This is a genomic window from Psychrobacter sp. UBA5136, from assembly GCF_002414005.1.
Taxonomy (GTDB): Bacteria; Pseudomonadota; Gammaproteobacteria; order Pseudomonadales; family Moraxellaceae; genus Psychrobacter.
Map to the genome: position 1 here is coordinate 86,073 of NZ_DHYG01000053.1, position 25,207 is coordinate 111,279.

The 25,207-nt window shown below is 44.7% G+C and carries 26 protein-coding genes and 1 tRNA gene; 15 read left to right on the plus strand and 12 right to left on the minus strand.

The window, feature by feature from the left end:
- Positions 1–17: 17 nt before the first annotated feature.
- The 4 genes from B4240_RS08000 to B4240_RS08015 all read left to right on the plus strand — a co-directional run bounded on the left by B4240_RS08000 (position 18) and on the right by B4240_RS08015 (position 3,052).
- Positions 18–482, plus strand: coding sequence for a hypothetical protein (locus tag B4240_RS08000; RefSeq protein WP_296238125.1), 465 nt, complete (start codon positions 18–20; stop codon positions 480–482).
- Positions 374–1,321: an IS256 family transposase, variant Zn-binding type gene (locus tag B4240_RS08005; RefSeq protein WP_414707114.1), complete on the plus strand. Its 948-nt coding sequence runs from the start codon at positions 374–376 to the stop codon at positions 1,319–1,321. The genes B4240_RS08000 and B4240_RS08005 overlap by 109 nt, the downstream gene beginning before the upstream one ends.
- Positions 1,322–1,388: 67 nt before the next feature.
- Positions 1,389–2,249 carry a hypothetical protein gene (locus B4240_RS08010; protein ID WP_296238129.1) on the plus strand — a complete coding sequence of 287 codons (861 nt, stop codon included), beginning with the start codon at positions 1,389–1,391 and terminating at the stop codon, positions 2,247–2,249.
- Positions 2,249–3,052, plus strand: a complete 804-nt coding sequence (locus B4240_RS08015; RefSeq protein WP_296238279.1) for an SDR family NAD(P)-dependent oxidoreductase — start codon at positions 2,249–2,251, stop codon at positions 3,050–3,052. Before B4240_RS08010 ends, B4240_RS08015 begins: the two co-directional genes overlap by 1 nt.
- 96 nt (positions 3,053–3,148) lie before the next feature.
- Here B4240_RS08015 and B4240_RS08020 read toward each other — a convergent pair whose 3' ends face one another.
- Both B4240_RS08020 and B4240_RS08025 read right to left on the minus strand, forming a co-directional pair.
- Positions 3,149–3,940 (minus strand): glucose 1-dehydrogenase, encoded by a 792-nt coding sequence (locus B4240_RS08020; RefSeq protein WP_296238132.1) that lies wholly within the window; start codon positions 3,938–3,940, stop codon positions 3,149–3,151.
- Between the two features lie 414 nt (positions 3,941–4,354).
- A tRNA-Gly gene (locus B4240_RS08025) sits at positions 4,355–4,429 on the minus strand.
- 487 nt (positions 4,430–4,916) lie between these two features.
- Between B4240_RS08025 and B4240_RS08030 the strand changes: the two genes are divergently transcribed.
- From B4240_RS08030 to B4240_RS08045, 4 genes are all read left to right on the plus strand, one after another.
- Complete coding sequence (locus tag B4240_RS08030) at positions 4,917–5,729, plus strand: M48 family metallopeptidase (RefSeq protein ID WP_296238133.1); 813 nt, start codon at positions 4,917–4,919, stop codon at positions 5,727–5,729.
- Between the two features lie 377 nt (positions 5,730–6,106).
- Entirely contained in the window at positions 6,107–6,445 is a 339-nt protein-coding gene (locus tag B4240_RS08035) for a BolA family protein (protein WP_296238135.1), read from the plus strand.
- Between the two features lie 174 nt (positions 6,446–6,619).
- On the plus strand, positions 6,620–6,979 hold the full coding sequence (locus B4240_RS08040; protein ID WP_296238137.1) for a SirB2 family protein: 360 nt from the start codon (positions 6,620–6,622) through the stop codon (positions 6,977–6,979).
- A 96-nt stretch (positions 6,980–7,075) separates the two neighbouring features.
- The gene (locus tag B4240_RS08045; RefSeq protein ID WP_296238139.1) at positions 7,076–7,477 is read left to right on the plus strand and encodes a hypothetical protein; all 402 of its coding nucleotides are present in this window, start codon (positions 7,076–7,078) and stop codon (positions 7,475–7,477) included.
- A gap of 147 nt (positions 7,478–7,624) precedes the next feature.
- On the opposite strand, the gene trxC is transcribed toward B4240_RS08045, so the two are convergent.
- A complete protein-coding gene (gene trxC / locus B4240_RS08050) occupies positions 7,625–8,062 on the minus strand; it encodes a thioredoxin TrxC (RefSeq protein WP_296238141.1) in 438 nt (145 codons plus the stop codon).
- 272 nt (positions 8,063–8,334) lie between these two features.
- Complete coding sequence (locus tag B4240_RS08055; protein ID WP_296238143.1) at positions 8,335–9,201, minus strand: MBL fold metallo-hydrolase; 867 nt, start codon at positions 9,199–9,201, stop codon at positions 8,335–8,337.
- Between the two features lie 343 nt (positions 9,202–9,544).
- Here B4240_RS08055 and B4240_RS08060 point away from each other — a divergent pair, with 343 nt between their 5' ends.
- The 4 genes from B4240_RS08060 to B4240_RS08075 all read left to right on the plus strand — a co-directional run bounded on the left by B4240_RS08060 (position 9,545) and on the right by B4240_RS08075 (position 12,704).
- Positions 9,545–9,916: an ArsR/SmtB family transcription factor gene (locus tag B4240_RS08060; RefSeq protein WP_414707110.1), complete on the plus strand. Its 372-nt coding sequence runs from the start codon at positions 9,545–9,547 to the stop codon at positions 9,914–9,916.
- 111 nt (positions 9,917–10,027) lie between these two features.
- Positions 10,028–11,737, plus strand: a complete 1,710-nt coding sequence (locus B4240_RS08065; protein ID WP_296238145.1) for a SulP family inorganic anion transporter — start codon at positions 10,028–10,030, stop codon at positions 11,735–11,737.
- A 213-nt stretch (positions 11,738–11,950) separates the two neighbouring features.
- Entirely contained in the window at positions 11,951–12,292 is a 342-nt protein-coding gene (locus tag B4240_RS08070; RefSeq protein ID WP_296238147.1) for a beta-lactamase hydrolase domain-containing protein, read from the plus strand.
- Positions 12,293–12,371: 79 nt separating this feature from the next.
- Positions 12,372–12,704 (plus strand): TIGR01244 family sulfur transferase, encoded by a 333-nt coding sequence (locus B4240_RS08075; protein WP_296238148.1) that lies wholly within the window; start codon positions 12,372–12,374, stop codon positions 12,702–12,704.
- Positions 12,705–12,817: 113 nt separating this feature from the next.
- Here the strand turns inward: B4240_RS08075 and ahpF are convergent, their stop codons facing one another.
- The gene (ahpF, locus tag B4240_RS08080) at positions 12,818–14,395 is read right to left on the minus strand and encodes an alkyl hydroperoxide reductase subunit F (RefSeq protein WP_296238150.1); all 1,578 of its coding nucleotides are present in this window, start codon (positions 14,393–14,395) and stop codon (positions 12,818–12,820) included.
- A 528-nt stretch (positions 14,396–14,923) separates the two neighbouring features.
- Between ahpF and B4240_RS08085 the strand changes: the two genes are divergently transcribed.
- Positions 14,924–15,172 (plus strand): YdcH family protein, encoded by a 249-nt coding sequence (locus B4240_RS08085; protein ID WP_296238151.1) that lies wholly within the window; start codon positions 14,924–14,926, stop codon positions 15,170–15,172.
- 197 nt (positions 15,173–15,369) lie between these two features.
- Here the strand turns inward: B4240_RS08085 and B4240_RS08090 are convergent, their stop codons facing one another.
- Positions 15,370–16,239, minus strand: a complete 870-nt coding sequence (locus tag B4240_RS08090; protein ID WP_296238152.1) for a glucose 1-dehydrogenase — start codon at positions 16,237–16,239, stop codon at positions 15,370–15,372.
- Between the two features lie 382 nt (positions 16,240–16,621).
- Positions 16,622–17,188, minus strand: a complete 567-nt coding sequence (gene ahpC / locus B4240_RS08095) for an alkyl hydroperoxide reductase subunit C (protein ID WP_296238153.1) — start codon at positions 17,186–17,188, stop codon at positions 16,622–16,624.
- 275 nt (positions 17,189–17,463) lie between these two features.
- Between ahpC and B4240_RS08100 the strand changes: the two genes are divergently transcribed.
- Positions 17,464–18,372, plus strand: coding sequence for a hydrogen peroxide-inducible genes activator (locus B4240_RS08100; RefSeq protein WP_296238155.1), 909 nt, complete (start codon positions 17,464–17,466; stop codon positions 18,370–18,372).
- Between the two features lie 45 nt (positions 18,373–18,417).
- On the plus strand, positions 18,418–19,116 hold the full coding sequence (locus tag B4240_RS08105) for a hypothetical protein (protein ID WP_296238157.1): 699 nt from the start codon (positions 18,418–18,420) through the stop codon (positions 19,114–19,116).
- On the opposite strand, the gene B4240_RS08110 is transcribed toward B4240_RS08105, so the two are convergent.
- The 5 genes from B4240_RS08110 to B4240_RS08130 all read right to left on the minus strand — a co-directional run bounded on the left by B4240_RS08110 (position 19,094) and on the right by B4240_RS08130 (position 24,945).
- The gene (locus B4240_RS08110; protein WP_296238159.1) at positions 19,094–19,699 is read right to left on the minus strand and encodes a methyltransferase domain-containing protein; all 606 of its coding nucleotides are present in this window, start codon (positions 19,697–19,699) and stop codon (positions 19,094–19,096) included. The two genes, B4240_RS08105 and B4240_RS08110, sit on opposite strands and share 23 nt — an antisense overlap.
- Before the next feature lie 79 nt (positions 19,700–19,778).
- Positions 19,779–20,444: a M48 family metallopeptidase gene (locus B4240_RS08115; RefSeq protein ID WP_296238160.1), complete on the minus strand. Its 666-nt coding sequence runs from the start codon at positions 20,442–20,444 to the stop codon at positions 19,779–19,781.
- Between the two features lie 2 nt (positions 20,445–20,446).
- Positions 20,447–21,964 (minus strand): DUF1513 domain-containing protein, encoded by a 1,518-nt coding sequence (locus B4240_RS08120; protein ID WP_296238161.1) that lies wholly within the window; start codon positions 21,962–21,964, stop codon positions 20,447–20,449.
- A gap of 3 nt (positions 21,965–21,967) precedes the next feature.
- The gene (locus B4240_RS08125; RefSeq protein ID WP_296238162.1) at positions 21,968–23,113 is read right to left on the minus strand and encodes an imelysin family protein; all 1,146 of its coding nucleotides are present in this window, start codon (positions 23,111–23,113) and stop codon (positions 21,968–21,970) included.
- A gap of 167 nt (positions 23,114–23,280) precedes the next feature.
- Complete coding sequence (locus tag B4240_RS08130) at positions 23,281–24,945, minus strand: di-heme oxidoredictase family protein (protein ID WP_296238163.1); 1,665 nt, start codon at positions 24,943–24,945, stop codon at positions 23,281–23,283.
- Between the last annotated feature and the right edge of the window lie 262 nt (positions 24,946–25,207).

The window sequence follows — 25,207 nt, forward strand, 5'->3', positions numbered from 1 at the left end:
TCATAAGGAGATGCAATATGGATCTAACATCGCTTGGCATGAAAGCCATTCACGACTTTGATGACGTGCGCCAAAGTCCGTTACCACAAGAGCGCCTAAAAGCCGCGCGCAGGCAAGCAAATGCTTTTAGAGAGCGCTTTATGGATGAAGCGCCAGTACAGTTTTATCAAAGTGCTGACATGGTGCGCGTGCCCTTCCCCACTTGGTACGCCTATAGCGGCGTCTATACCCAAAGCGCTTATAAATTCCCCTACCTTCATATCCTAAACCGCCTATTTATCGTGCAGTATCATGACTTTTCAGGCGAATTAAAAACCTTGGGTGTAATGGACATTATTCATGCTGTCGTAGGGACTAACGCTATATACTGTCTATATTTGCAAGGAATCAACGCCATGAATCAAAAAACTGCCCTTTTTGTCGTGATAAACACACCAAGAAGAACGGACGTAAGCTTGGCAAACAGCAGTATCAATGCCTAGCTTGCAGACGGCAGTTTTTAGGTGGCACAAGACTCAATAACCAAACCCTTTGGACGGAATACACTCAGGGAAAACAGACCTACCAACAGCTGGCTAATAAATATAACTGTAGTCTCAAGACCATTCAAAGACGCTTAGATAAAGTCAGTACCCAGTATCAGATTAAGCGACCAATGACTGCTAATATCATCATGGATACCACTTACTTTGGTCGCAAGTTTGGTTTAATGGTCTTTATGGACAATACCACTAAAGCCGTTCTTTATTACGCGATAGTGAGTCATGAAACCAACAGCGCCTACAAACAAGGAATTGATCATCTAGCAACGCTGGGCGTTGATATACAAAGCATTACCCGTGATGGTAGACGAGGACTGCGTACGTTATTCACCCGTATCCCTTGCCAGATGTGCCAGTTTCATCAGGTGCAAATAGTGACTCGCTATCTCACTCGTCGACCTAAGAACATCGCCAGTATCGAGCTTAGACGGCTCACTTTAAACTTAACACAGTTTAAGAAAGCTGACTTCATAGAGCGTTTAGATCAGTGGCATTTAACCCATGAAGACTATCTGAATGAGCGTAGTACCAATGACGATAACAGTAGAACATGGTACACGCACAAACGTCTTAGAAGTGCTTATCGTAGCCTCAGAACCAATAGCGATTGGTTATTCACTTATCAAGAATATGGGCATTTAGATATACCAAACACCACCAACTCTCTTGAAGGATTATTCAGTGAGTTAAAGCGACAATTACACAGTCATCATGGCTTAAATGAGCAGCGTAAGTTACGGTTTATTAAAGACTTCCTACTATCAAAGTCACTCAAATAGCATGAATTATGTCCATTAGCGACTACCTTCTACTTTTTAGCATGAATTTTGTCCATTACACCAAACCTTGTTATTCTCTCCTTCCGATATCGAAGCGGATCGTGAGACGCCATTTTTTAAACGCTTGACCGACAAAATGCCAAGTTGGTCGCCGCTTGAAAGTGTCGTTGCGCCTATCATCCGCGATGTGGCTGGCGCCTTAGCCGAAGTCGGTTTGTCCCCAGAAGATGTTGATTATATTAGCTATGACCATTTGCATACCCAAGATGTCCGTGGCTGGCTTGGCACTAAAAATCTAGGTGCAAAAGATACACCTGCTTATTTCCCTAACGCCAAGTTGTTGGTTCACGAGCAAGAATGGCTAAGCACCACTTCTTTATTACCCGTGCAAGCAGATTGGTATTGCCCAAATGGCATCGCAGGTATCGATCCTGACAAAGTGATTAAGTTCACGGGTAGTATCCAATTGGGCGAAGGCGTTGCGCTCGTGCATACCCCCGGCCATACAGAGGGCAATCATTCATTGGTCGCCCGCGTGCCAGATGGCATCAGAGTGACTTCAGAAAATGGCGTCGGCGCCGATGCTTATGCGCCCATGAATTCGACAGTAAATGCTATCCACCGCTATGCTAAGCAGACGGGCGTAGAAGTAATTTTAAATGGCAATACCCTAGAAGGCAGTAACGAGCAATATATCTCAATGGTCATTGAAAAAACCATCGCTGGCCCCTCTAACAACCCTGACTTTCCGAACTGCGCTTCAAGTAGTGAAGCAACGCCTTATTGGTTGTTTCCGGGGCATAAAGTCAGCCACCTGATTGGCGAGGCAAAGTTTGGGCATTTACAGAAAAAGACGGCAAAACAGCCGAGCTCAATAGAACAAACCAACTTGGTAAAAGACAGCTCATTGCAAAAGGAAAGCGCGTGATGGGTTATTTTACGGGTAAAACTGTCTATATCACTGGTGCCGCCTCCGGAATCGGATTTGAGACGGCTAAGCAGCTGATTGAGCAAGATGCCAATTTGGTGTTGTTTGATAGGCAGGCGCTCGATAAAGCGGCTATCACGCTGCAAGGCCTGAACAAAAACAAAGCTTCGATCATTAGCTATGAGTTAGACGTCACCGACGCCGATATGACAACCAAGAAAATCGCTGAGGCGGCAAGCAAGCTAGTGCCTGACATCTTGATGCACTTTGTTGGGATTACGGGGCCTTGGACGTTTGATGAGATGAGCCAAGAGCAGTTTGAGCGCGTGCTGACGATCAATCTATTTGGCACGCGCAACGTTCTAGCAGCCATGCGTCCGTTTTTATCACGCGGCGACCAAGTCATGGTTACCGCTTCGATGGCGTCATTTACCGGCAGTTATGGCTACAGCTCTTATAGTGCCTCAAAATTTGCTATTTGGGGCATGATGCAATCCATCGCTTTTGAGTGGAAGCCTGACGGCATTGATATCACTGTCTTTGCGCCGCCACCGATAGATACGCCGCTGACCCAAGCAGAAGTTGGCGTCATGGCGCAGGCGGGCGTTGGGATGAAAAAACTGGCTGGTGAATTAAAAATTGACGATGCGGTGAAATCCATGCTCAAAGGCGTAGAAAAACGACAGTTTTTGGTCGTGCCGGGCGTGATGGCAAATTTAATTAGATTGCAGCTGCGTTTCTTCCCCGGCAGCTGGGTCAATTGGATAGGCAACAAAACCGTCGCTTTTTCGCTTAAAAAATAACGATTAACAAAAGGCTTTGCACCTAAAAAACGTCGCCTAACAAGAGATCAGGTGACGTTTTTTATGACTAGCTCTCTAAACTAGCTACTTATAATTTTAATCTAACGTTTGCACGCCGCCACCGTTGACGAATAACGTTTGACCACTGACCCATGCAGAGATTGGCGAGGCAAAATACAGCATGGCGCCCGCGATATCATCGGCTTCGCCCAAACGCTTGATAGGGGTATGCGATAGCATTCTCTCTTCAATTTCAGGCGTTAGTACACTCTCTAACGCTGCAGTGCGCGTGGCACCTGGACCGACGGCATTGATACGCACCTCAGGGCCAAAGTCGTGCGCTAGGTTTGCTACCATGTGATTGACCGCCGCTTTTGATGCCGCATAACCGCTCATATCAGGACTCTTATTCACGCTCGACATCGATGTGGTAATGACAATTGCGCCATAGCCTGAGGCTTTCATGTGGGGCACGCATAATTGGCATAGTCGCCATGCGCTAAAGACGTTTAATTCAAAGTCGCGGCGGTAATCATCAACAGAGATTTTAAATGGATTTTCTTGGCCACCGCCCCCGCCGCCAGCGTTGTTAATCAAGATATTGACGGTGCCAAATTCCTCTACCGTTTTATCGACCAGCGCGACCAAGTCATCATCTTTTAAAATATTGCATTCAACCGCTAAGGCTTTGACGCCATAACTTTCGATTTCTTTGGCCGCTTCATTGGCATCTGCTATTTTTAAATCAGCAATGACGATATTGGCGCCAGCTTGTGCCAAACGCAAAGCACTGGCTTTGCCGATACCGTTGGCACCGCCTGTAACTATCGCTGTTTTACCGCTTAGGTCAAATAATTCGTTAAATGCTTTTGGTTGAAAATTTGGCATACTCAATCCTTATAATCGTTATTATTTTTAAAAGCTACAGACTATAATATTGAACGTATTTTTTTCTGTAACTGACCAAGGATAAGTATGCGCGGCTAAAGTCAAATGACTGTGTCAAATCATCCGTATTTTGTAACGGCGCTGTTTTAAAGTGCTGCTGTTTAACAATGCTGTTTTTTTAATATAGTCGAATCTAAATAGATCAGATACGTAGCTATCAAGTCGCTCAATGAAAAGTTGTTCTTCTTGCGTGCTGTGCCTACGCCGACAGATGCTGCGAAAAACAACTTTTCATCTCGCTGTATCGTTTTTATATCGAATGAAATATAGTGCTACGAGCGGATTTTATAAATTTTAGGCATAAAAAAAGCCCCACAATGAAGTGAGGCTTTAGTGCTCTAAAAGAGTCATATTTGGAGCGGGATAAGAGATTCGAACTCTCGACCCCAACCTTGGCAAGGTTATGCTCTACCACTGAGCTAATCCCGCTAAACATCAAACCGTAATGTTGTTAACAACGACTACGTCTCGATAGGCTGGCTATTTTAGCAAATTTTCTGTACGTGTCAACAGCTTTTTTCAAATTTTTGACTAATAGCTTACGCCCTGAGCGCTTTTTAAGACAGATGCGCGTATATACTATTGATTTTAAGTAATATTTTAAAAAGCATCAATAAAGATATTTTATTTTAAATGCTTATAGAGAATCACCAATTTTATGATATCTATATGGCGCTGGATTAAGCACTTATAAATGACATTTACAATCCTACCGCGTATTGTTACTTTTTTTGCCTTGGTTTGAGTTTGTTAACATTATTATACTTATGCCTAATGACAGTTGGCGTAAAATTTTACTGTTTAGGTAGTGTGGCGGGCGGTAGTAGAACTTCAATAATAAACTACCCTTTGCTCTACTGTTTTGATTTCAGCTTTGTTCAACTTTACTTTTTTATTTATAGCGAGGATGTTTATTATGAAAAAAATGCTTACTACCACGGTGATGGCCGCATCACTATCAGCATTGTCTCTAGCGGGTTGTTCTAGCACGACCAGCACGGGGGCCGTTGGTGTTGACCGTCAGCAGCTGCTTTTGGTTTCTAGCGAGCAAGTACAGCAGTTATCAGCGCAAAGTTATAATAAAAGTATCCAAGAAGCGCGAGCGCGTGGGTTACTTGATACCAACACAGCGCAGCTTAATCGCTTAAAAAAAATCTCTAGTCGCCTTATTGGTCAAGTGGGCGTTTACCGTCCTGATGCCGCGAAATGGAAGTGGGAAGTTCATACCATCAAGTCTAATGAGTTGAATGCGTTTGTTATGCCCGGCGGTAAAGTCATGTTTTACACTGGCATCATCGATCGTCTAAACCTGAGTGATGACGAAATTGCTGCTATTATGGGCCATGAGATGGCTCATGCGCTTCGTGAGCACTCACGCGAGCGTCTTTCACGTCAATACGCCACCCAAACTGGCATCGGCGTAGCAGCGAGTATCTTTGGTCTCTCGCAAGGTCAAGCTGAGCTGGCAAATATCGCCGGTGATTTGGGTCTAAGCCGTCCACATAGCCGCACCCAAGAAGCCGAAGCCGATCAAATCGGTCTTGAGCTAATGGCACGTGCAGGCTATAACCCACAAGCAGCCATTAGCTTATGGCAAAAAATGCAGCGCGCCAGCCAAGGCGAGCCACCACAATTCTTGAGTACGCACCCAACCAGTAGCCACCGTATTGCGCAAATACAATCACTACTGCCTAAGGTGATGCCGCTATATCAAAAAGCGCGTCGCTAAAATTTGACGCTAACATTTAATGCTAAGTAGTGTTCATAATAAATACGAACAGACGATAAAAGCAGAGTGCACTCTTATGGCGCTCTGCTTTTTTTGCGGGTAACTATCTGTTTTTAGCGTTACGCTATGGGACTGGGCAGCATTGGGGCTAGGCAGCTTTGCCGCATAGGTATCAGGGTCTGCTATAATGGACACAATCAGCCGTTTAAAAGGCTTAGCATCAAACTATAATTGCTACTAAATAAAATAGATAGATGCCTTAAATACGCACACTGGTATAAACTTTTCTTGCTTGCTGTGCCGATAGAGGCTGCGAAAAATTTATACCAGTCTTGCTGTATCTCTTTTATCAAAACCTAACTTTATTGGGGATTACTATGATGACGAATGTATCTTCTAAAACGCCGACCGCAGACGCCCTAAATCATGAGCTACAAGCTTTGCAAGCGCAGCATATTGAACTGGTTAATGAATCTATGAATCATGCCGGTTATTTTGACGGTAAAGAAAGTCATTTTAAGCTGACCATTGTTAGCGACGCCTTTGAAGGCAAACGTCTGGTTGCGCGTCATCAGCTGGTATATGGTTTGGCAAATCCGCTGTTGACCTCGCAAGGCGGTCAAATTCATGCGCTGGCCATCCATGCTTATACGCCGTCAGAGTGGCAAGGCCAGAGCCCTGAGAGTCCGCTATGCGCTGGACAAAATAAAGGCTAGATGATTTTTTAGACAAGCTTTTTTAGACAAAGGTTTTTAGACAGTCAATTTTCAAATAACGGTAGTCACCTATAATAAATACGCTGGTAAATAGCACTTTTCAAACAGCATTTTTCAAACAACACTTTTCAAACAACATCTTGCAAAGGGCACTCTTAAAGGAAACGGTATCCGATGAAACATCTTCACATACTGATGGCAGTACTCTTGATTGCGCTGTTTTTATACCAAAGCTATGTGGTGTTACGCGCAAACAGGCAGCCACCATTTGTCGTCAAAATCTCAACCCATATTCTCTATGCCGTTATCATTATTTCAGGGGCTGGGATGTTGGTGCAATTGATGAGTGCCAATGCGCCAGTCCAATGGGTATTTGCAAAGGTTATTTTGCTCGTTGCCGCGCTCAGCGCCAGTATTAAGGCCTTTAATCCGAGCGCGGCACCTAGCCAAACAAAAACTGGCATTCTTGTCGCAGGTATCGCCTATATCGGCATTTTAATACTTGCCTTTACCAAACCGGGTAATTTGTTTTAATCATTGTAAAATGAGCTAATTTTCAATATCTTAAACGCATTTTTTTTGCTATCTTACATAAATACAAACCCATCGACGTCGCTTAATGGAGACATTATGAAAACTCTTACTGCAGCAACCTTACTGGCAACAGCTGGCGTTTTTGCTCTCTCAGGCTGCGCCTCGACGGGTAGTATTACCCCGCAATATGTGCCGCCAAGCACCTATCAAAGCTATGATTGCCAAGCACTGAGCCAAGAATACAATCGTGTCAACCGCTATGTCGACGCGGCGCGCAATGAGCAATCCACCCTATCCGCCTCAGGTGTCGGCGTTGGCGTTTCCGCTGGCCGCTGGGGTATCTCGCCTAATATCAGCTTTGGCGTGGGCAAAAGCAACAATACCAAAGCGCGCGATGCCAAATTATCGCGGCTTTATGGTGAGCGTGATGCCATTGTCCAGTCAGCCCGTATTCAGCGTTGTAGCTTTGCCAATGGCGTAAAGATTTATGGTGAGTAAAGCACAATTAGCCAAATTTGATGGTTTAATTTTTCACTGATTTTAAAAGCCACTCGTTAAAAAGCCAATACGCAGTTAGCATATTGGCTTTTTTATATTTAATCATGACGGGCATTTAATCATGACGAGCATTAACTCAGTCAAAGCTTAAACATTTAAGCTTCTCACCCACTGCACGATTTGGTCGCTTGGTAATGCTCCAGATTGACGCGCGACTTCTTTGCCGTTTTTAAAGGCAACCATCGTCGGCAAGCTACGAATATTATAAGGTGCCGCCGCTTGTTCGTATTTATCCGTTTGTATTTTGGCAAAAACCACTTGCGGTAACTGACTGGCGGCTGCTTTAAACTGCGGCGCCATCATCAAACACGGCTGACACCAACTTGCCCAAAAATCAACGATGGTTAATACCTCATTTTTTTGAATGACCTTACTAACCGTTTGCGCGTTTAGCTCGTGCGGACTACCCGTCAATAACGGCTGACCACATTTACCGCAGTTTGGCGCTGCATTAAGCCGCGCATCGGGTACACGATTGGTGGCCTGACAATGAGGACAGACCAGATGAGAGTTTTGTTCACTCATGATAGGACTCCTTTACAAATAACCGTGGCGAGCGCCTGAGCAACGCGCCAATAGTGAATACTGCAATGTTTAATACTTTTTAATGAACGATAAAACGTCTAATCGCTAGTCTTATTTAAACATCTATATTGATAGTACAGACTAGCATTATGATGGCGGTGACTCGTATTGTGCTTGCGTAACGGTTTACTTTTTTTGCCTATAGCTTATTTATTAGCCTTTGATAAGTCGGCTTTGATAAACTTTGATAAACAAAGCATCCGCATGGCTGATTAAAGCGCATTGATTGGCACCTTTAGATAGCGCGTGCCATTGTCCTCGGGTTTTGGTAAGTGACCAGCGTCGATATTGATTTGTACTGACGGGATAATCAGCCGCGGCATCTCTAGCGTGGCATCGCGGCGCTCGCGCATCTCGACAAACTCCGCTTCATTGATGCCCTCTTTGACATGGATATTACCAAGTTTTTGCGCGGCAACCGTCGTGGTTGGGCAATGCTTGCGTCCTTGACTTGGATAGTCATGGCACAGATACATGATGGTCTCATCAGGGAGCGCCAGTAGCTTTTGAATCGACTGATATAAGGTTTTGGCATCGCCGCCTGGAAAGTCACAGCGCGCCGTACCCACATCTGGAGCAAATATTGTATCACCGACAAAGACCACGGTTTTTTCATCATCAGCGGCAAGATAAGCCATATCAGCCCGCGTGTGTCCGGGTACGTACATCGCGGTGATGGTAATGCCGCCAAGCATCAAGGTCTCGCCCTCATCGGTCAAGATATCGAACTGACTGGCATCGGTATGAAAGCTGGTATCAAAGTTAAAGATTTGCTTAAATACTTTTTGTACTTCGGAGATATATTGACCGATGACCAATTTGCCGCCAAGCTCATCTTTTACATGCATAGCCGCCGATATATGATCGGCATGAGCATGGGTTTCTATAATATAGACCAGCTTCCAGTCCTGCTCGCGCACAAACGCTATCACCTCATCAATGCTAGCCGTAGCAGTGTGTCCCGACTTGGCATCGAAATCTAATACAGGATCGATAATGGCACACACTTGCTGCTGTACGTCAGCGAGTACGTGGGTGTAGGTTTCCGTGTCGCTATGTAAGAAAGAATGAACTTGCATGGCTACCTCTCTACTTTTATATGAATGTTTTAATTTTTAATGGATACTTACGTATAATAGGCGCGTCATTTATGATATTTGCTTGTCAGTAGTTTTTAGCAGACCTTGTTAGCAGGTCTTGATTATTAGCAAGCCTTGATATCATTAAGCACAATCTATTTATACATACCACTATAGCAATCGCCATACAATTTATCCATTTATATAATGTAAATAACGATAACTTGCTATCACTACCGAAATCATTGATAATTAATCATATATAGTTATATCTTCTCTATTACTTTGCTTTTTTATCCCTATCTTATATAAGGAGCTCGCTCTGACTACTTCAAATTCAGCATTGAGCACATCTACTAACGATACTGATGCGCCTGTATCGACCAGCGCAGCGGACTTTGCGCCCAAAGACCTTGCTGAGCAAATGCAGCAAGCCTCTATGCAAGCCAGCCAATTATTAAAATCACTCTCGCATCCTGATCGCCTGTTACTCTTATGTCAGCTAACGCAAGGTGAGTACTGCGTCAGTGAGCTTGAAGGTTTGGTTGGTGTCGGTCAGCCGAGCTTATCGCAGCAGCTTGGTATCCTGCGCAAAGACGAGCTGGTCACGACTCGCCGCGAGGGCAAGCAAATTTACTATAGTATCGCAAGCGATGATGCGTTATCGGTACTACAATTATTGTATGAGCGCTTTTGTGCTAAGACCGACAAGTAGCTTGTTCGCTTAATTTTTAGCGCTTGGCTATGCTCAGTTAAATTGCTCAGTTAAATTGCTCAGCTAAATCACTTAGCCAAATCAACCTTTTATACATGATGACATAATGCTATGCCCTCTATCGCCGCTCGTCTGATTCCTGCTTGGCTGCGCCAGTACCAGCTGTCTGCCCTGCCGACTGACATCATCGCAGGATTGGTGGTTGGGGTGCTTGTTATTCCCCAAAGCTTAGGTTATGCGGTGTTGGCAGGTTTGCCGCCTGTCTATGGACTTTATGCTGCCATCGTGCCGGTTATGGTTTATGCGTGGATAGGCTCAAGTAATGTACAAGCTGTAGGCCCCGTTGCTATCACCGCGATTATGACGGCAAGCAGTCTGCATGCTTATGCTGCAGAGAGCGCGCAGCAGTACGCGTTAATGGCCAGTTTATTATCCTTGATGGTTGGCGTATTGTTGTGGCTGGCAGGTCGGCTCAAGCTTGGCTGGATCATGCAGTTTATCAGCCGCGGCGTATCTGCTGGTTTTATCAGTGGCGCGGCGGTATTGATTTTTGTCAGTCAGCTTAAGTATTTGACCGCAATCCCAATTGCAGGCAATGGTTTGATTGGCTACCTAGCGAGTATGCAAATGTATGCTCGTCAATTGCATCCGCTAACCTTAGTAATCGGTATCATTGCTTTTGCGCTGTTAATTGCCAATCGCTACGCTAGCACATGGGTCTGGCGCTCTTGGTTGTCGGCCTCTTATGCTAAATGGGCTGAACGTCTGTTTCCGCTCATTTTACTTGGCATTGCCATCGTATTAAGCATGAGCTTACATTGGACAACGCGCGGCGTGGCAACGATTGGTAGTATTCCGCAAGGGCTACCTACCTTTACCCTACCATACATACCTGATTTTCATGAAGCCTTAAACCTGTTGCCCAGTGCAAGTTTGATGGCACTGATTATTTTTGTTTCAAGCAGTTCAGTGGCAAGCAACTACGCGCGCCTACGCGGTGAAACCTTTGACGCTAACCGCGAGCTAAACGGACTTGGTTTGGCCAATATTGCGGGCGGTTTTTTTCAAAGCTTTACGATTGCAGGCGGCTTTTCACGTACCGCTATCAATGCCGACTCAGGCGCCAAAACACCGGCCGCAAGTTTGGTAACCGTATTGGTGATGATTGCGGCGTTAATTGCTTTTGGTCATTTATTGGCGCCTCTGCCCTATGCCTTATTGGGCGCGACCATCATGGCATCGATTATCGGCCTCATTGATATAGCGACTTTAAAATCAGCATGGCAACGTGACCGTTTAGACGCGGCAAGTTTTATGGCCGCATTTGCTGGCGTGCTGATATTTGGCTTAAATACGGGCTTGGTGATCGGTTTGATGGTATCGTTTGCCAGCCTGATTTGGCAATCGAGCAAACCCCACGTCGCCGTCGTCGGCCAGCTAGCGGACACGGGTCATTTTCGCAATATCAACCGCCATGATGTGGTGACATTTCGCAATTTATTGATGCTACGTATCGATGAGAGCTTGTTTTTTGGCAATAGTGAATCCGTGCATCGCAGCGTCATACAAGCCACGCGGCAATACCCTAACGCGCAGGAAATCATCCTTATCATGTCCGCGGTCAATCATATCGACTTGACCGGACAAGAAATGCTAATTAGCCTCAATCAAGAGCTATTAAACCAAAACAAACACTTAAGCTTTAGTTTTATTAAGGGGCCTGTAATGGATATTATCGAGCATACCCCCGTTATTACTGGTCTGTCAGGAAAGGTTTATTTAAGCACCATGGATGCGGTGAACGCGCTAAAAGAAACATAACTTATAATTGCCTAGTTGTCATGTTACATGCATCACACCAGTGATTGTCTGTGACAAAATATAGCTATGATAAAAGCTGTGTTATGCTAAATTGTTATAAACATTTAAAAGTTATAAGCCTTGAAAAAGTTCCGCTTCTCAAAGAAGAAGAAACAGTCTTTAAAAAATGACCCTTAACTTAAAACACGCTACCTCCAAACGCCTTTAATATACGTGACCGAAACACTTATGACCGATGATTTGACCATTTATAAGCAGATTTATCCAAGCCAGTGTGTCAAGATTGCAGAGCTTGGCTATCGCTCTGTGCTCAATATCCGTCCTGACGCTGAGGTTAACTCGCAGCCTAATAGCTGTGACTTTGCCGATGCGAGTGCTAAAGCCAATTTGACCTATCAGCATTTGCCGTTTGACGACGAGCGCTTGAGCATAGCGACCGTCGAGCAATTTGCCGCCTTTTATCGCGCCATGCCCAAACCCATCCTGATGTTTTGCGGCACGGGTGCACGCGCCAAACTGCTGTACCAAAGTGCGCTGATGCAAGGTCTGCTGTAAAAAGGCGCTACAACGTAATTAAACGTTATATGTTAATGATAAAAATTTACTTTTACGCTAAAAATAAAAAGGAGCTCCTATGAGCCATCAAGTGAGTATTACCGGACAAATCACCCCTGACCAAGTACCAATGATTGCGGAAAATGGCTTTAAAACCATTATTAATAACCGTCCAGATGGTGAAGAACCAAATCAACCAACCAGCGCTGAGATTGAAGCGGCAGCTAAAAAAGCAGGTCTTGCTTATAAAGAAGTGTCTTTTGCTGGTAGTGAGCTCAACCAAAACCATGTCGAAGAATTTGCGGACTTTTTTAATCAAGCTGAGCAGCCAATATTGATTTTTTGTCGCACGGGCAACCGTTCAACAGGTATCTATGAAGCGGCAAAGCGTATGGATTTGTTAGACGATTAAGAGTGCTCTAATTTTAAGTCTTCCTGCTAAAAAAATAAAACCCCTAAAGTCGTAATAGACTTTAGGGGTTTAAAACATTGATAAGAATTAATACAAAATCCTACTTCATGACCTTATTGCATCACCAAGTATTCAAATGCTGATAATGCGGCTTTTGAACCTTCGCCCATCGCAATGTTAATCTGTTTAAAGGGGACAGTGGTCACGTCACCACAGGCAAAGATGCCTTTACGGTCGGTGCGGCAGCGCTCATCAATCTCAATCTCGCCAAAGCGGTTTAAATCGACAAAGCCTTTGATAAATTCAGTATTTGGCACCAAGCCGATTTGGACAAACACCGCTGAAATATCAAGCTCTTTGGTCTCATTGCTGTTACGATCTTGATAAACAAGTGAAGTCACTTTACCACCGTTCGCTTTAATTTCCTGCGTTGCAGCACTGGTAATGATATCGATATTGCTCTTTTCTTTGGCTTTATTAATCAGTACTTGGTCAGCTTTTAGGTCATCGGCAAATTCAAGAACGGTCACGTGCTTAACGATACCTGCCAAGTCTAGCGCCGCCTCGATACCTGAGTTACCACCGCCAACGACCGCAATATCTTTACCTTTAAAGAATGGGCCATCACAGTGCGCACAGTAGGCCACGCCTTGACCGACGTTTTCATCTTCACCCGGCACACCAAGCTTGCGCCACTGGGCACCCGTCGCTAGGATAATACTACGCGTTTCAAACGTCTCACCAGTATTTAGATGAATACGGTAGTTTTCTTCTTCAGTTTCGCTGATTTCTTTCACGCTGACATGCTCTTTGAGCGTAATGTCATATTCGTGCAAATGCTTTGCAAAGTTCGCCGACAGCTCACTACCCGTGGTTAAAGGCACAGAGATTAAGTTTTCAATATCTTGCGTGTCTTTGACCTGCCCACCAATACGGTCAGCGACCATGGTGACTTTTAAGCCTTTACGCGCGGTATAAATCGCCGCTGCTACGCCAGCAGGGCCCGCACCAATAACCGTCACATCTTGCTGCTCTAGCTGCTCAGCATCATCACTGGCATCGCTCAACAAATCAGGGAACTGCTCTTGTAATTTCTCAATCAATTTGGCCGTGTCGATTTTACCATTGGCAAACGGTTTGCCGTTTAAAAATACTGCCGGTACACCTTGGATATTATTGGCTTCTACTTGCTCTTGGAACAAGGCGCCATCGATCATCTCGTTACTGATGTCATCATTTAATAACGCAAATTGGTTCAGCGCCTGCACGACATCTGGACAGCTGTGGCACGATAATGAGACATAAGTCTGAAACTGTAGCGGCTTATTAAAGCGTTTAATCAGCTTTTGAATGCCCTCGTCTAGTTTTAGCGTATGTCCGCCCGCTTGCAAAATTGCCAAAATCAATGAGGTGAATTCATGGCCACCCGGAATACCGCTAAAGACAATACCCGTATCGGTCAATGCACCATCAATATGACTGACGACTTTAAAGCTAATCGCGCTCGGTAAGCTGTCATCAGTTGCTGTGCTATCAAAATTAATCTTGTCTGTTGTGCCAGCGATTTTGGTCAAAAAATCAATCAGCTCGGCGCGCTTGCTATGCTCGCCACTACCGAGTACAAAATTAATGGGACGGGTCATGTTTTCACTATAGCTTTTGACGGCATCTAATAAACTTTGATCTATCATGTTTGTTCCTCGTTATTATCGAATATGTAACGCTCGCTATCATTCTGAGCGTTTAAATAGGGTTTGGTCATAAGTTAAGTCGCTGATTTAAAAAGCTATAAACGCTTGGCTTATCACCTTTGATGCGTCCATTATCAAGGGTTTGCGCGCTTTGAGCAAGCGCATAAACTTAAACCTTACGTTTTATAAAACAAATCGTAAGTCAATTTTTTTAATTAATTGTAAAACCATGCATGGAGCGATGAATAATGATAGCCATGGTATCTGGTAATTTTTTTCGCTACAATCGAGTGAGGCGAATAAGAAAAAGTCTTATTTACCTGCCAGCAGATTGACTGTTACTTGTACTTATTAAACGCCCTATCTGCTGCTATTAAGCCTGTTACGATTGAGCTGGATCACGATTTGGCTCGGTAATATTGACGTCTCACAATCATATCAATTCATCAGAGCACTCCTCACAGAGCACTCTTAACTAAAATGCGCTATTGCTTTGATAAGCTTGCGCTTCATACCAAGGATGACAACATGAGAAAGACTGATACATGGCAAGACAACAGAGATATTATTTGCGAACTTAAGCAGAAAGACAGCCACTTTGCGAGTATTTTTGATGAGCATAGCAAGCTTGATCAGCAAATCAATCAGCTCGATAAAGATTTGGTGACCCACGCCAGTTGTGACGAAGAAATAGAGCAGCTAAAAAGGCGAAAGCTACATCTAAAAGATGAAATTTATAGAATAATCGATAAAAACAAAATTAATTCTGCCGTCTAAGCGCTTTCTAAGCACTTTATTCTATAACTTTACCTGATTTAATAGCGGCTTGATTCGATGATCACTCACTCATCAAATCAAGCCGTTATTTTTTGCCGTTATTTTTAACGGGTTTGGGTTAATGGCCGTTTGATAAGCCCTTTTTTAATTAGCTCTTTCTTAATTAACTATTTTTAGTCAACCAAGCATCCAAACTTCTATGCACCGACAATTTCGCCGCCATTCACATGAATGACCTGACCCGTCACATAACTTGCATCGTCGCTTGCTAAGTATAGGTAAGCAGGCGCAACTTCGTTTGGCTGACCGGCGCGGCCCATAGGCGTGCTTTGACCAAATTTTTCTACCTCATCAGGGGTAAATGAGGCCACAATAAGTGGTGTCCAAATAGGCCCTGGCGCCACGCCATTGACGCGAATGCCTTTATCATGACTCATTAAATTATTGGCTAAAGCGCGGGTGAAAGACAAAATCGCGCCCTTGGTAGCAGCATAATCAATCAGATGGTCACTGCCGCGATAAGCGGTGATAGAGGTCGTATTGATAATCGCGCTACCTGCTGACATATGCGGCAAGGCAAATTTACTCAGCCAAAAATGCGGATAAAAATTGGTATGAATGGTTTTATCAAACTGCTCGCTACTGATGTCAGTAAGAGATTCTTGTTCAATTTGCATCCCCGCGTTATTTACTAAAATATCAATTTTACCGAACTCTGAGATGGCGGTATCGACCAGCTTTTGGCAGTTGGACTCTTGTGACAAATCTGCCGCAACCAATACGCAGCGCCGGTTATAAGACTCCACGTGCTTTTTGGTCTTGTTGGCATCTTCATCTTCACACAAATAGCCGACCACCACATCCGCGCCTTCTTTGGCAAACAATATCGCCACGGCTTGACCAATTCCGCTATCGGCACCAGTGACAACGGCGACTTTTCCAGCAAGCTTGCCATTTGGATATTCTTTTGGCAGTACCTCAGGGGTTGGATGCTGCGCCTGCTGCGACCCTGGCAGCGACTGCTCTTGTTTTGGAAACTCTTTATCAGATGATTTATCGTTACTCATAATGTCCTCTCTTTATTACCGATTAGTGTTATTGACATCAACATAACAAACGTTTTTTAGCGGCTGAGCATTAAAGACGTTTGTTATAGCCATCTTTACTTTCATAGACACTTAATTATCATAGACACTTATTATCATAGAGGCTTAGTTATAAAGTTCGAATGCGCTTAGGTGACATTCTGTAGACAGCATGTAATTTTGTGCATAAATAAAAATTAAGTAAAAAAAAAGCCCCATCAACCATGGCTGATGGGGACTTTTTTAAGTGAGAAATTAATAGCATGTTTACTATTTACTAAACCCTAACTATTAAAATTCACCCTTAATATTTTATTCATCTAAGTAGCTAGTTATCTAAATACTTATTTAGGTTTATACTGACTTAGATTTTACCTACTAGATCTAGGCTTGGTTTTAGCGTTTCTTGACCTTTTTCCCAAGCTGCTGGGCAAACTTCACCGTCGTTTTCGCGCACATACTGTGCCGCTTTTACTTTACGAACCATGTCTTTTGCGCTACGGCCGATACCGCCAGCATGGATTTCAGCAACTTGAATCTTACCGTCTGGGTCAACTAAGAAAGTACCACGCTCAGCCAAACCTGCTTCTTCGATCATGACGTTAAAGCCACGAGTGATACGGCCAGTTGGATCACCGATCATTGGGAAAGTAACTTTACCAATAGCATCTGAAGAATCATGCCATGCTTTGTGGGTGAAATGAGTATCGGTTGATACTGAGTACACTTCTACGCCTAAGCCTTTAAGCTCTTCGTACTGGTTTGCCATGTCTTCAAGTTCAGTTGGGCAAACAAAGGTAAAGTCTGCTGGGTAGAACATAAAAATTGCCCAGCTGCCTTTTACGTCTTCTGAGGTGATGGTTTTGAACTCACCATTTACAAACGCTTCTGCTGAAAACTCTGGAATTTCTTGATTGATAATTGACGCCATGATTGGCTCCTTTTTTGATGGATTGTTGTTAAGTTAATGGATGTTTATTGTTGAAGGTTGCCACGAACCCGCTCATTAACTGGGTTACAAGACAAACTATACGCGAATTCTATGGTTAATCCAGTTAAAAGTTTTTAATGTGATGTTTTGTTTTATTAAACTTGTTAAACTATTCTAACGGTCTTCTTATACGTACAGTGGTATTAAATTGCTATAGTACACAAGATAAACGCTTAAAACAAATAGCCTTAGAAACCCATTAACAGAGAGGTTTTATGATTACCCTACGTCAACTTGAGTTTGCCTTAGCGGTTGCTAAACATCGTCATTTTAAACGCGCGGCGGAAGAGTGTAATATTTCGCAGTCGGCGCTAAGCTTAGGTATCGCTGAGCTAGAAAAGCAATTGGATACGCAGATTTTTGAGCGTAATAATAAGCAGGTTTTGATTACGCCCATCGGTGAGGACATCCTGAGACGGGCGCAGCGGGTGTTTTCTGAAGTCAACGATTTGACCACGCGGGCGCATAGCCATCAGTCCCCGCTTGCTTACCCTATGACGGTCGGTATCATTCCGACGATTGCGCCGTATCTGCTACCAAAAGTGTTGCCAGCGCTGCGTAAGCATTATCCTGAATTTCGCATGACCGTTATCGAGCAGCAAACCGAGCGCTTACTTGAGCAAGTACGCTACGGTCATATTGATACGGCGATTATTGCGCTGCCTTATGCGGTCGATGGTTTGCATACCTTTGAGTTTTGGGCAGAGGATTTTTTTGCTGTCTTTCCAAAAGACGATGCCCATGCCAAGCTTGAAAAAATTAACGCCGATGAGCTGGCAGCGGCGAATCTGATGCTGCTTGGCGAAGGACATTGCTTGACCGATCAAACCTTGACGGTTTGTCATTTTGACCGCGCGCAGATGAAATCAAGCTTTTCTGATGCCAGCTTAAATACCTTAATACAAATGGCGCTTGCCAATATGGGCACGACATTGGTGCCAGAGATGGCACTCGATCAATTGCATCTACAAAACCAAAATGCAGTCGCAGTGCCCTTAAGCGAGGCAGGCCCGCATCGTCATATTGCCTTTGTCACCCGCTTAAATTATGCCCGCGTTGATGATGTCAATTTGCTCGGTCAATTGTTTAAACAAGCGCTTGAAGAGGCTGCTAATAACAAATAAATGACGGCTGATAAATTATCGGTAGCTATAAAGTAAAGGTTACATATGAGCGCTTTTTTGCAAATAGATAATAAGCTGGGCAGGCGTTTTTATACGCATTTAGCGGCTATAAATAATGATATCGAACCAGTAAAAGGGCGAGCGCTTTGGCAAGATATCGCTAGGCGCTATAACGAAACCCAGCGCGCTTATCATACTTTGCAGCATATTCAGCAGTTATTTGCCCAGTTTGACCAAATCAGGCAGCACCTTTATGAGCCGCATATTATTGCGTTGGCTCTCTTTTATCATGATGTGATATACGAGCCGACGTGCGCTGATAATGAGCTTAAAAGTGCAGAATATGCCGTAGAGTCGTTAAGCCTATATTTAACGGCTGAACAATGCCAACATATCCATGCGCTGATTATGATGACTGCCAATCACCAAATTGAAAAAGTTGATGATTGCTCAGATAAAAACAGAGACAATGCTAAAGAAAAAGAAAGCGATGCGGCCTACTTACTCGATATAGATTTAAGCATTTTAGGCGCATCTTGGGCTGAGTATGCGCAATATGCACAAGCTATTCGCCAAGAGTATGCGCATGTTTCAAATGCAGATTACCGCGCCGGACGCATCGCGGTATTAACAGACTTATTAGCGCATCCGGCGCTTTATCTGAGCAATTACTATCATTCTCGACTAGAGGAACAAGCGCGGCATAATATCCAGCGTGAGATTAAGATTTTACACGCATCTTAATAAACAGCTCACTGCCCTGCCGCGCCGGATGCGAGTTATAGCTCGGCTCCATAATCTCAATATCGAAATAAGGCGCAAAACGCTGTTGGTATTCAGCCTTTGTACCGCCAAACGGTGGCTCAGCTCGTCCAAAGTCTTTATCAAAAAGTAAACCAGCCAGCTTACCATTTGGTTTAAGAAGGGCGGCCATTTGCTTGACATACTCATCGCGGCGCGCAGGATTAATCGCACAAAAAAACGTTTGCTCAAGCACCCAATCAAACTGGTATTGCGCAGGCGATAGCTCAAAAAAATCGGCACAGATTAGGTGCTCACTGGGAAAGTCAGGGTAGCGCTCGGCAAATGCTTTAATCGGCGCAGGGGCAAAGTCAACCAAGGTAACATTGGTAAATCCTTGCTCGTGTAAGTAGCCAACCTCATAGGCGTTACCCGCTCCCGCTACCAAAATAGCTTGATCTTTAGCAGCCTCAGGTAGCTGATCGATATAGGCTTTTAGCGGTGGCGATACTTGTCCCATATCCCAGCCGATACTGTCTTGTTCATAACGCTGCTGCCAAAAATCGGCTTGGTTGACGTTTTCCATAGGGCATCCTTGTCTTGATAGAAAAACCTATCTTAGCAGATTACGGCGAGATATCTGGCTGTTTAGGGGTAGCAGGACTTTAATCTAATTGTCCCCTCTTTCCTGCTAGCATATTATGCCAGCGCTTATAATCAGGCATCGCGGCAGCTACGGTTTGCCAAAACGCGCGGCTATGATTGTCATGGTGCAAATGACACAATTCATGGACGATGACGTACTCACAACATTCGATAGGATAAGCGGGCAGATATACAGACAACCAAATTCGCCGCGCGCGCGTGTTGCAAGTGCCCCAGCGCGTGTACATTTTTTTTAGGCGTATCTCATTAGCATAAGCGCCGACGATAGGCTGCCATTTTTCAAATAATGAAGGCGCTACTTTAGAGAGATGTTGTCGATAATAGGCAACTTTTTCGTCATGACTGAGCGTAAACGCTTGCTCTACCCCCCACAACCGCGTAGGACGATTGGCGCTTGCTGACTGAGATAAAGCGCTTTGCTTGCGTTTGTACTGTTCTAACACTTGCGGGTGATTGGCGAGCGCCCATGGCACACGTTTATTGACAGCCTGTGCCACCTGCGCTGTGCTAATAACCATGGGCACAGATACCAGTAATTTATGCGGCTTTAGACGAAAATTGATATTTTTAACGCGCTTTTTCGTCATCTGTAGCTCAATTTGCGCTTGCGCTAAGTCCTGTATAGCGCTTGCTAATAAGGACGTGTATTCTGGTGGCACACTCATATTCATAGCGCTTGCAAGTGATTGTCAAACGACATCGTATGAGATTTGCTGTCTGTCAAGAGACGCTCCTCTTTATCGCTAGCAGACAACTCCGCACTTGCTACGCGATCCACACTTATCTTAGTTAGCTGGCCTTGCCCATCGCTAACGATAAAACCTGATTTCTCAGTGTTGTCGTCTTTTTTATTAGCGCTCTGGTTAAAAAACACCGCTGCCCCTGCACAATCGGGCAAATTGACATCACCAATGAATGCTCGCGTGTTTAAATCATAAATTGCCGCGCAGCCACCAATCGGTGTGGTCACGCATAATAAGTTACGCTCACTATCGACTGCTACGCTAGCAATATATTGATGGAAGCGTTGCCATTGATTGTTGGGCATCTCAAGCGCTGTAAAATCAGCATCACCGCGCTTATGCGTCAACACCAAGGGAACATTGATGTGCTTTTCGCCTTGGAACTGGATACCTATCATCACAGTACCATTATTGTGCATGGCCAAATGACGAACGCTCATTTGATTGTGCTCGGGCGTAATTTGCTCAAGTAAGGTGCCATTATGACGATTGAGATAAACCAATGAAGGGTGCATGCTGTCTAAATTTAGCTCTTCGCGAGACGCTTGCTCAGTCTTAATACCACCATTTGCAATCACCAGCGTATCGCCATCAGGATGCATAATCAGCTCATGCGGGCCAATACCATAAGAATCAAATTCCGCTATTTTTTTATAATCATCATAAGCAGCATAAACGCCAACTTTGCCGTCTAAACTTATGGTGTCATTTTCGGTCACATAGAGCAGTTTACCGTCTAAGCTATAGCAAGCATGGCCGTAAAAATGACGCTGCGTTGATGCTTTAATAGCAAACTTTACTTGTCCGTTTGCCGTATCTAACACCCAAAACTTCTCACTTGGGCGACGGCCCATAACGACAACATCGCGTGTTTGGTCATTTTTAGCAGATGAGTTTTGCGCATTAGAAATAGGTTGAACGACAATATCGTGGACGCGTTCGGGCATGGTGGTTTGCCAAACAATTTGTCTATCGGCATCGATACCAACCACGCCAAAGTCATTTTCATGGCTGTCGTCATGTGCTAAGGCGATATTTTTTGGCATAGACGCCACACCACTAACCCAGCAAACAGGACGCGGCAGTAACGTGGTCGTATGTAATGAGCGTAGCGCGCTAAAGTCAGTGACGCTGTTATGATGGGAAAAATGCTCAGCACCCGTTGGTAGGCGATAAGCCTGTTGCCATGCAAGAGCTGCTTGCTGACAGGCATAGCGAAATTGCGTTAGCAGCTGCAACTGCGAGCGTAGACCTACTCCATAATCTCGTAAGCTTGCATTGGGCTGACGCTGCTTGCGGTAATGATGATGGACACCGACAAGCGCTGCTGTACCTACGACTGAGCCAAGCGCTGTCAATGCGGATGTCGCGAGCAGCTCGTAGTAAGGCTGCTTATCCGGCTTTTTATCTGCTGTCTTAGCGTTGACGTTGATAGTAAGCATTATTTAATCGCCATCAGTGCTGTTAAAGCCGACACGCAGGCCGAGGGTCGGAATCAATTGACGCTTAATCAAGCGTGTAATGGTCGTCAGATGGTCGTACAATTCTTGCTGCGCCGCTTTATCAGCATTGGACAAGTCTTCTGGCATTTGCGCCAGTAACGTGCTGGTTTCAGCAAGCGCGGTCGATAGACTATCCGCCACTTCATTTTCATTGTTACTACCAAGAATAGCGGTCAAAACGGGATCAGTCAGAGCTTTATTTAGTATAGCCAATTTAGCGTTGATAATAGCACGGCTTTGTCCAGCGGTAGCGGCTGGTAGATGTCCTTTAGCTTTACCCGTTAGGCCGAGTGGCTGATCGATAGCGTTAGATTTCATGGTCTCAACCAATGAAAGTAACGAGTTAAACCACTGGTTCAGACCTCGATCATTATCAGTGGTGGTATCAATCGCTAATAACTCGGTTGAGTTTTGCTGCCAGTCCTTTTCGATATTTTTGAGTCGGGTGTTTAACGCGCTACTGGCACTGATCACATAAGCGCATTGCCCAGCATCCAAGCTATCATTAGCGTAGAGCACTTCTTCTAAGCCTGGTACACCTTGGACGATGGCGCTCTCGTCAGCCAACTGCTCGGCGGTGAGGTTAGGATTGGCGGCAATCAATTCAGCAACGCCACTGTGTACCAATCCGCGCTCATCAGGGTAGTAATTGATATATAAATTACTCATGCTCGCCGTCGCTGGACCAAAGTTAACCATCTCAGCGCTTGCCCATGCTTGTGCTAGCACGAGCCACTGGTCGCGCAATTCTTTTAATTCTTCACCGCTAACTGGCGCTTGTTGGCAATGCTTTTGTGCCAAATCCTGCAATAAACTACTTTGCTTAGTCACATCAGCATAAACTGGAATGACGATATCTTTTGCCACATGGGACAAATAGGTTTTTCCAGTCTCAGCGCTGACATCAACCGCGGTCACTTTCACTGCACTGCCATTATTGTCATCGGCGCTAGTGGTTGCTGTTTTGTCTTGGGCGACTTGACTATCTACCTCTGGCGCTTTGTTTTCTTCTGCAGGTTTGACGCAGCTGATAAGAATACCAGCACTTAACGCTGATAGTGCCATTGCTAAAGCAGGGTTTAATTTCATAAGTTTCTCAGTATTTATAGGGGTATTGATATAGGTAATTATTTAAATCGCTACACATAAAAGAGATAGCTAAAATATAATCGATACGCAATAAAATAGATCGTTCCTTAAATACGCAAGATGGGTATATCTCTTTTATAAGCATCTAATTATAGGTAGCCCAATTTTTATAATGATTTTAAGAAAGCCGTTAACTCAGCACGGCCTTGTTTGTCTAACTTTAATACTTTTTGTTTCTGTTTTTCAGCTTCGCCGCCATGCCAGAGCACCGCTTCCATCAAGGTGCGCGCGCGGCCATCATGTAAAAATGTCGCTTGCGGATCGACCGTTTGCGCAAGCCCAATGCCCCACAATGCAGGTGTGCGCCACTCATAAGAATTGGCTAAAAATTCAACCTGTAAATCTTTTGATGGCAGTTTGCCCGCTATTGTCCGATCGGCAAGGTCATTGCCCATGTCGTGCAATAACAAATCCGTATAAGGATAAATCACTTGCCCGTGCTGCTCAAGATGGTCATCGTCGGTTTTTGGCAACTGATACCTTGGTGTATGACAGCTTTGACAGCCCATATCATAAAAGCGTTTTTTGCCTGCCAACACCAGCTTGTCTTCGGCATTGCGGCGATGTGGCACCGCCAAATTACGGGTATAAAATTCGACAAACTTTGCTACCTCATCATTGACTTCGACGGGCGGTTTGCCATTACCTTGCTCATCAGCGCCAGTCGCCGCATTGACACAAGCGCTCTGCGTTGGCATACACGATTCATGCGGACGGATGTTAGAAGTCAGCCCCATATCCTCATTAAACGCACTTTGATTTTGGGTAATGAGTTTGGTTTGGCCCGCTTTCCAGCCAAAACGTCCCAAGGCGACTTTCCCTGTTTGCGGGTCCATCACCATATTAAATTTGCCGCTAATGTCGCTATTGGCATTTTTTGCCTTTATCGCTTGTTTTTTGATATCGTCGTCAGGAATTTGCTCAAGCAGCCCAAGCCCAATCATCGGCAAAGCAACACGCGGTGACACCATCAGCTCATCATTAAATGGGCCATAACCCGGTTTGGTCAAATTGAAGGTTGGCGCGCGCAAAGTCTCGACATGACCATCAGCAAAGGTAACCGGCTTATCTGTCCACTGTACTGCAATTCGGGCTTCAGCAGGGACACCTTGAACGCCGCGATCCTGCAATTGACCGCCGTACATAGGATGCACCACTTTTTCAATTAAGGAGTTTTTTAATTTTTGCCGCTGCTCATCAGTGGTAGCTGGCATCGCAAGACGGATCAGCAAACTGTCGGCATCGTCGTCACTACTCATCGGCGCATGACCGCGACCGTCTTTGATATGACACGATTGACAAGCGGCAACGTTAAATAAAGCGCCAAGACCATCGCGGCTGTCTGTACTGGCTGGCGCAACCACCCATGGCTGCCTAAAAAACGCATTACCAATAAAAAATGAGCCTTTACGTGAGGCAGTAATATTTGAGGAAGGTTTAGAGTAGCTCTCGCTCGTGGTGATACTTATGCCAGTATCACCGCCTTGCTTGATTTCTTGCGGATCAAAGCTGACCAACTGCTGCATAGGCACTCCTGCCAGCGCTTCAATCGTCTGCGCACGTTCAGAAGTGATGGCTTGCGAATGGCTGTTTTCTTGCGCTTGACTACTAGCATCGGCAGTATTGTTGGCAGCATTATCGCTCGGCTGGCATGCACTTAATGATAATGCACACGCTATTCCTAGCGATAGCTTCAATGGCGTATTCTTAAATATCAAAGAGGAATAAAACGCGATAGATTGTTTGGCGGTTGACACATTGCTGCTGCTCATAGGGGACCTTAGTTCTGCTACAGAACTATTAAAAACACGTACTATAATTTTTTACTGCTATTTGATAAGTAACCACGACACCCTGACATATCTGGCTATGTTAATACGCTATAAAAAAACACGCTGCCAACAGCGGTTGACAACGTGTATATTACACCGAAATTACTTTTCCATGAAAATAATTCCCATTCACTGATAAAGACTCATCAGGCACATAAATATAGGCAATGGATAGCTTCCCACATGAACACAGCAAGCACTG

Excerpts from the sequence above, each read along its gene's own strand:
- B4240_RS08065 (WP_296238145.1), top strand. The coding sequence starts at position 10,028 with ATGCCCTCTATCGCCGCTCGTCTGATTCCTGCTTGGCTGCGCCAGTAC.
- B4240_RS08015 (WP_296238279.1), top strand. The coding sequence starts at position 2,249 with ATGGGTTATTTTACGGGTAAAACTGTCTATATCACTGGTGCCGCCTCC.
- B4240_RS08100 (WP_296238155.1), top strand. The coding sequence starts at position 17,464 with ATGATTACCCTACGTCAACTTGAGTTTGCCTTAGCGGTTGCTAAACAT.
- trxC (WP_296238141.1), bottom strand. The coding sequence starts at position 8,062 with ATGAGTGAACAAAACTCTCATCTGGTCTGTCCTCATTGTCAGGCCACC.
- B4240_RS08090 (WP_296238152.1), bottom strand. The coding sequence starts at position 16,239 with ATGAGTAACGATAAATCATCTGATAAAGAGTTTCCAAAACAAGAGCAG.
- B4240_RS08020 (WP_296238132.1), bottom strand. The coding sequence starts at position 3,940 with ATGCCAAATTTTCAACCAAAAGCATTTAACGAATTATTTGACCTAAGC.
- B4240_RS08125 (WP_296238162.1), bottom strand. The coding sequence starts at position 23,113 with ATGAAATTAAACCCTGCTTTAGCAATGGCACTATCAGCGTTAAGTGCT.
- B4240_RS08055 (WP_296238143.1), bottom strand. The coding sequence starts at position 9,201 with ATGCAAGTTCATTCTTTCTTACATAGCGACACGGAAACCTACACCCAC.
- B4240_RS08045 (WP_296238139.1), top strand. The coding sequence starts at position 7,076 with ATGAAAACTCTTACTGCAGCAACCTTACTGGCAACAGCTGGCGTTTTT.
- B4240_RS08040 (WP_296238137.1), top strand. The coding sequence starts at position 6,620 with ATGAAACATCTTCACATACTGATGGCAGTACTCTTGATTGCGCTGTTT.
- B4240_RS08000 (WP_296238125.1), top strand. The coding sequence starts at position 18 with ATGGATCTAACATCGCTTGGCATGAAAGCCATTCACGACTTTGATGAC.
- B4240_RS08130 (WP_296238163.1), bottom strand. The coding sequence starts at position 24,945 with ATGAGCAGCAGCAATGTGTCAACCGCCAAACAATCTATCGCGTTTTAT.
- B4240_RS08115 (WP_296238160.1), bottom strand. The coding sequence starts at position 20,444 with ATGAGTGTGCCACCAGAATACACGTCCTTATTAGCAAGCGCTATACAG.
- B4240_RS08035 (WP_296238135.1), top strand. The coding sequence starts at position 6,107 with ATGATGACGAATGTATCTTCTAAAACGCCGACCGCAGACGCCCTAAAT.
- B4240_RS08105 (WP_296238157.1), top strand. The coding sequence starts at position 18,418 with ATGAGCGCTTTTTTGCAAATAGATAATAAGCTGGGCAGGCGTTTTTAT.
- B4240_RS08120 (WP_296238161.1), bottom strand. The coding sequence starts at position 21,964 with ATGCTTACTATCAACGTCAACGCTAAGACAGCAGATAAAAAGCCGGAT.
- B4240_RS08030 (WP_296238133.1), top strand. The coding sequence starts at position 4,917 with ATGAAAAAAATGCTTACTACCACGGTGATGGCCGCATCACTATCAGCA.
- ahpF (WP_296238150.1), bottom strand. The coding sequence starts at position 14,395 with ATGATAGATCAAAGTTTATTAGATGCCGTCAAAAGCTATAGTGAAAAC.
- B4240_RS08085 (WP_296238151.1), top strand. The coding sequence starts at position 14,924 with ATGAGAAAGACTGATACATGGCAAGACAACAGAGATATTATTTGCGAA.
- ahpC (WP_296238153.1), bottom strand. The coding sequence starts at position 17,188 with ATGGCGTCAATTATCAATCAAGAAATTCCAGAGTTTTCAGCAGAAGCG.
- B4240_RS08075 (WP_296238148.1), top strand. The coding sequence starts at position 12,372 with ATGAGCCATCAAGTGAGTATTACCGGACAAATCACCCCTGACCAAGTA.
- B4240_RS08110 (WP_296238159.1), bottom strand. The coding sequence starts at position 19,699 with ATGGAAAACGTCAACCAAGCCGATTTTTGGCAGCAGCGTTATGAACAA.